At 70.3% G+C, this 2,409-nt stretch carries 2 protein-coding genes and 1 pseudogene; all 3 read right to left on the reverse strand.

Annotated features, from left to right (window positions below; translation table 11 throughout):
- Window positions 1-94: 94 nt before the first annotated feature.
- On the reverse strand, window positions 95-436 hold the full coding sequence (locus tag ACLQ22_RS22300) for a hypothetical protein (protein ID WP_425694024.1): 342 nt from the start codon (window positions 434-436) through the stop codon (window positions 95-97).
- On the reverse strand, window positions 433-894 hold the full coding sequence (locus ACLQ22_RS22305; RefSeq protein WP_425694025.1) for a YbaB/EbfC family nucleoid-associated protein: 462 nt from the start codon (window positions 892-894) through the stop codon (window positions 433-435). Before ACLQ22_RS22305 ends, ACLQ22_RS22300 begins: the two co-directional genes overlap by 4 nt.
- Window positions 895-919: 25 nt before the next feature.
- Window positions 920-2,409 (reverse strand): annotated as a pseudogene (locus ACLQ22_RS22310) (hypothetical protein); the annotation flags it as partial.

Consider the following 2,409-nt stretch of genomic DNA (forward strand, 5'->3'; position numbering starts at 1 on the left):
CGCCCCCTCCCCGCCCCCGATCAGGGGCACTCAATGCGAATCACTCAGCGGCGCAGGCCACCGCCCCACACCACGACCAATTGGTCCCCGCGGATCAACCCCGCGCACCACCGCTCATGTCCGGGACCAACTCGGCGCCGGTGGCCTCGGTGTTGTCCCCGACACGGCGATAGAGGTTCAACTTCTCGCCCTGGAATCCGGCCGCCTCAGCCAACTTGGCGTACGCCGCGAGCACGATGTTCGCGAGCAGGCCCATCACGGCCGCGCGGGCCTGCAGGCTCAGCTCGTCGTCTGCGGGGACGCCGTCCGCCCACCGGCACTCGGCGATCTCGCGCACCGGGTCCACCGTGCCGATCAGGTGGTCCTTGAACTGGCCCACCAACGGCACCTGCCTGGCCAGGGCATCCCCGTTGAAGGTGATCCGGGACGTACTCATGACGCCGGCCCGGGCCGCCGGTCTGCACCGCCGGAAACCATGCTGGCGATGCCCTCGACAAGCTCCTCGATGCTCCCGGCCGACTGCGCGGCGTCGTCGAGCCCGGAGAGGTGACGCGTCAGCTCGGCGGTACCGGCCATCGTCTTACGCTGGGCCTTCTCGCGAGCGGTACGCGCCGTCGTCACGATCAGGTCGGCCAGCTCAGCCGGCGCGAGTCGCCGGTAGGCGTCCCCGTTGAAGGTGATCCGGGTGAGCTCGCCGTGCCCACCCACGGTCACCGACAACAGCTTCTTCTTGTCCTCCACGGTGGTCTGCGCCCGAGCCACGCGCCGGCGTACCCGGTCGGCCGCCTCATCGACGTCCTTCAGGGCCGCACGCATTTCGGCCAACAGTTCCTCGTCGCCCAACATGCTCATCCCGATTACCTCCTCTGCTATCCCACGGCTGATCTGCGGCACCGGGTTCACGTCGGTGCAACAGTGTTCAACGGCCCCGGTACCGGCGGCGTTCGTCCTGGCTGCCGGGGCGCTCGTCGACCGGCATGCCGAACTCGTCGTCCTCGACCCGGGTGTCACGACCGCGCCGGCCGATCACCGCGGGCGCACAGTCGGGGTCAGTACCCCAGACCTTCTCGTCCTCCTTCAGCCAGGTGCTGCGCTGGCGATCACGGTCCTGCCCTTGGTGGGGCGCGCCACCCATGCCCGGCATCATCGGGGGCATGAACGGCATCCCACCGCCCGGCATACCGCCCGCGCCGGGCTGCGGGAGACCAGGGCCGGCACCCGGACCTGGGGTCAGGTTGGCCCCGACCGGGCCTCCGACGGGCACCCCCAGCTTGTCCGGGGTCAGCGCTCCGGGCGAGCCGGATACACCCGGCACCGCCGACAGGCCCCCGGTGCCGACCTGCACCCCGGGAACCTGCGGGATGCTGGCCGAACCGGGTCTCGTGACGTCGCCGAGTGCCGGAGGAGCGGTGATGCTCCCGGTCATACCCGGCTTCGGCGACACGTCCTTGCCGTCGACCGTGGTCGGGAACGCATTCCGGTCTATTGGTGCCGACGGCCCGGTGTCGGGCCACGGCAACCTGCCCGTGTCCAGGCCCGGTACGGACCCACCCCCGCCGGAGCTCCCCGACGGGTTGGGCGGCAGCCCGAGTTTCGCCCGCTCGGCCGGCGACAGAGGGAGATCGTCCAGCAGCCCGCCGCGTTGCAGCGCGTCGAGCTGATCCGGACCGAGCTGACCGAGGTTGGTCGCACCCCCCGGCGACAGACCGTTCTTCCGCAGGTAGTCAGCCTGCTCAGCCGTCAGCGGCACATCGTCCAGCAGCCCCGCCCCGTCCAGTTGCCGCAACTGGGACGGCGTCAGGTCACCCAACGACTGCGGTCCGTTCAGGCCGAGCTTCGCCCGCTGGTCGTTGGTGAGGGGAGTCTCGTCCAGCAGCCCGCCGCGCTCCAACGCGTCGAGCTGATCCGGACTGAGCTGACCGAGGTTGGTCGCACCACCGGGCGACAGACCGTTCTTCCGCAGGTAGTCAGCCTGCTCAGCCGTCAGCGGCACATCGTCCAGCAGCCCGGCCTTGTCCAGTTGCTCCAACTGGGACGGCGTCAGGTCACCCAACGACTGCGGCCCGGACGGACTGCGGTTGAGCCCGAGGTTCTTGGTCGGCAGGCTGCTGCTCCCGCCGCCCCCGGTGAACGGATTGCCCCCACCACCACCGGTGAACGGGTTCTCCAGGCCACCGCCGACGGACGGTATGGCTGACTTGGGGGCCGGAACGGGGGGAAGAAGACCGTCCGCGCCACCGCCGCCGAACGGATTGCCCGCGCCACCGCCGCCGAACGCAGCATCCAAGCCGCCATTGGCGAACGGATTGCCCGCGCCACCACCGTCGGACGGCATGCCCGACTTGATCTTCAGGTCGGCGGGTAGGTCGCTGCCGGCACCACCACCAAACGGATTCTCCGCACCACCGC

The organism is Micromonospora sp. DT178 (assembly GCF_049841695.1).
GTDB lineage: Bacteria > Actinomycetota > Actinomycetes > Mycobacteriales > Micromonosporaceae > Micromonospora.

What these genes read in the sequence shown, in the direction of transcription:
- ACLQ22_RS22300 (WP_425694024.1), bottom strand. Translation starts at nt 436, where the DNA reads ATGAGTACGTCCCGGATCACCTTCAACGGGGATGCCCTGGCCAGGCAG.